This is a genomic window from Hydrogenophaga sp. 70-12 (assembly GCF_001897365.1).
Classification (GTDB): Bacteria; Pseudomonadota; Gammaproteobacteria; order Burkholderiales; family Burkholderiaceae_C; genus Hydrogenophaga; species Hydrogenophaga borbori.
In genome coordinates this window covers 1-2,441 of sequence record NZ_MKSS01000179.1, presented here as the reverse complement: position 1 = coordinate 2,441, position 2,441 = coordinate 1, and the positions used below count along the sequence as shown (strand labels likewise).

Below are 2,441 nucleotides of genomic sequence, written 5' to 3'. Positions count from 1 at the left end.
GTACGACGAGATCGAGCTGTTGCTGAAGGTCGGCGAGTACAAGAAGGGCGCCGATCGGGTGGCCGATGTGGCGATCGAACGCCGCGAGGCCATCAACGCCTTTTTGCGGCAGCCCGTACACGAGTTGTCGGGCTTCGACGCCGCGATCAAGCAACTGCGGACCCTGGCGGCCTGAGCCGCCCAGCGGGCCCTTGCATTTCCCTTCTTGCCCGCGGCCGTCGGCCGCTGCATCGGTGGTACCGTTGTACCGGTCGTGCGACCGAACGGTCGGATCATGTCTCCGTTGCATGGACTGTCAAATTTGACAGGGGTGAAGTTGGAGATTCAAAGATTTTGAGGTAAAATTGAGGCGGGTGCCGAGAGGCGCCTCCCGCTTTTCCTCCCTGAGCGGGTGCCTTAGTGTGTGACAGCAAAAAGGCTTCCCAACCCGGCCCCTGGCCGGGTTTTTTTTGTCCATTCGCCTGCTGAGAGGGTGTTGGATCGCGCGAACTACACTGCCCGGATGCTCTGGGTCAAAGCCTTTCACATCGTGTTCGTGGCCAGCTGGTTTGCTGGCCTGTTCTACCTCCCGCGCGTCTTTGTGAACCTGGCCATGGTGCCGCCCGAAAGCGTGGCCGAACGGGCGCGCCTGCTGCTCATGGCGCGCAAGCTGCTGCGGTTCACCACCTTGCTGGCGGTGCCGGCGCTGGCGCTGGGGCTGTGGTTGTGGCTGGGGTATGGCATCGGGCGGGGGCCGGGCAATGGCTGGATGCATGCCAAGCTGTTCGTGGTGGTGCTGGTGCTGGGCTACCACCACGCCTGCGGCGTCTTGTTGCGGCGCTTCGAGCGCGGGGCGTCGCGGCACGGCCATGTCTGGTTCCGCTGGTTCAACGAGGCGCCGGTGCTGCTGCTGGTGGCAGCGGTGGTGCTGGTGGTGGTCAAGCCCTTTTGAGCGCCGGCGCCATGGTCACGGGCTCTCGGACGTCGGCCTGGCCTTTGGCCGTGCTGTACGCGGGCCTGATCGCTTATGCCAGTCTTTACCCCTTCACGGGCTGGCGCGTCCAGGGCGTGGAGCCCTGGTCCTGGTTGTGGGCGCCGTGGCCGCAGTACTGGACGGGTTTCGACCTCTGGACCAACTTCGTGGGCTACGTGCCGCTGGGCGCCTTGATGGTGGGGGCCGCCCTTCGGCTGGGCTGGCGCCGCGGGGCATTCTGGTGGGGGGCCGGCGGTGCCGTGGTGCTGTCGGGCCTCGTCGAGAGCCTGCAGACCTTCTTGCCGGGGCGCGTGCCCTCCAACGTGGACTTCGGCCTGAATTCGACCGGGGGCGCGCTGGGCGCCGGTCTCATGGTCCTGCTGGACCGCTGGGGCGTGCTGGCGCGCTGGGGCCGCTTTCGCGACGGTTGGTTCGCGCCCGGGGCGCACGGCGGGCTCGTGCTGCTGGCGCTGTGGCCGCTGGCTCTGCTGTACCCGGCTGCGGTGCCCTTTGGGTTGGGGCAGGTGGCCGATCGCCTGATGCTGGCGCTGGCCGACTGGCTCGGCGACACCCCGTTCCTTGCCTGGTTGCCGACGCGTGCGGAGCCGGTGGTGCCGCTGAGTCTGCTGACGCAGGCATTCTGCGTGGCGCTGAGCCTGCTGGCGCCCCTGCTCATGGCCTTCGGCGACATGAAGGGCGGGTGGCGGCGGGTGCTGTTCCTGCCGCTGTTCTTTGGCGGCGCCACGCTGGTCGCGGGGCTGTCGTCGGCGCTGACGCACGGGCCGGTCCATGCCTGGGCCTGGCTCAGTCCTGTGGCGGTGGTCGGCATGCTCGCGGCCTTGGTGGTGGGGTTGGCCTGCCTGCCCCTTCCCCGGCGGATGTGCCACGCCCTGATGCTGCTGTGCTTGGCCGTGGCGCTCTCGCTGCTCAATCGCGCACCCGAGGTGCCCTACATGGTGCAGTCGCTCGAGGTCTGGGAGCAAGGGCGTTTCATCCGCTTTCACGGCCTGTCGCAGTGGTTGGGGTGGCTGTGGCCTTTCGCTGCCATTCTGTTCGGGCTGCGGGCCGTGGCGCGTCCGCCAGGACACCAGGAGGCAGCGGCCTAGAATCGCGTCATGGCCGATGGCACCGCTACCCCTCCCGCTTCCTACTATCAGCGGCACATTTTTTTCTGCCTCAATCAGCGTGAAGGTGGCGAAGCCTGCTGCGCCGACCACAAGGCCGAAGACGCTTTTGCCCGTTGCAAGTCGCGCGCCAAGGCCCTCGGCCTGCTCGGGCCGGGCGGCGTGCGCGTCAACCGCGCGGGCTGTCTTGACCGTTGCGCGGGTGGCCCGATCGCAGTGGTGTACCCGGAGGCCGTCTGGTACAGCTATGTCGATCAAGCGGACATCGATGAAATCGTCGAGTCGCATCTGCGCGATGGCGTCGTGGTCGAGCGGCTGCTGACGCCTCCCGACGTGGGTCGCTGAGGTGAACGCGCAAACCGAAT

4 protein-coding genes are annotated in these 2,441 nt (G+C 67.3%); all 4 read left to right on the top strand.

All coding sequences use genetic code 11. The features are described 5' to 3' along the window. Positions 1-10 precede the first annotated feature (10 nt). Positions 11-175, top strand: coding sequence for a hypothetical protein (locus BGO22_RS10830; RefSeq protein ID WP_286850825.1), 165 nt, complete (start codon positions 11-13; stop codon positions 173-175). A 327-nt stretch (positions 176-502) separates the two neighbouring features. Further along, positions 503-931, top strand: coding sequence for a CopD family protein (locus BGO22_RS10825; RefSeq protein WP_070400843.1), 429 nt, complete (start codon positions 503-505; stop codon positions 929-931). A gap of 11 nt (positions 932-942) precedes the next feature. Next, positions 943-2,058 carry a VanZ family protein gene (locus BGO22_RS10820; protein WP_286850823.1) on the top strand — a complete coding sequence of 372 codons (1,116 nt, stop codon included), beginning with the start codon at positions 943-945 and terminating at the stop codon, positions 2,056-2,058. Between the two features lie 9 nt (positions 2,059-2,067). Continuing rightward, positions 2,068-2,421, top strand: a complete 354-nt coding sequence (locus tag BGO22_RS10815; RefSeq protein ID WP_070400841.1) for a (2Fe-2S) ferredoxin domain-containing protein — start codon at positions 2,068-2,070, stop codon at positions 2,419-2,421. Positions 2,422-2,441 lie beyond the last annotated feature (20 nt).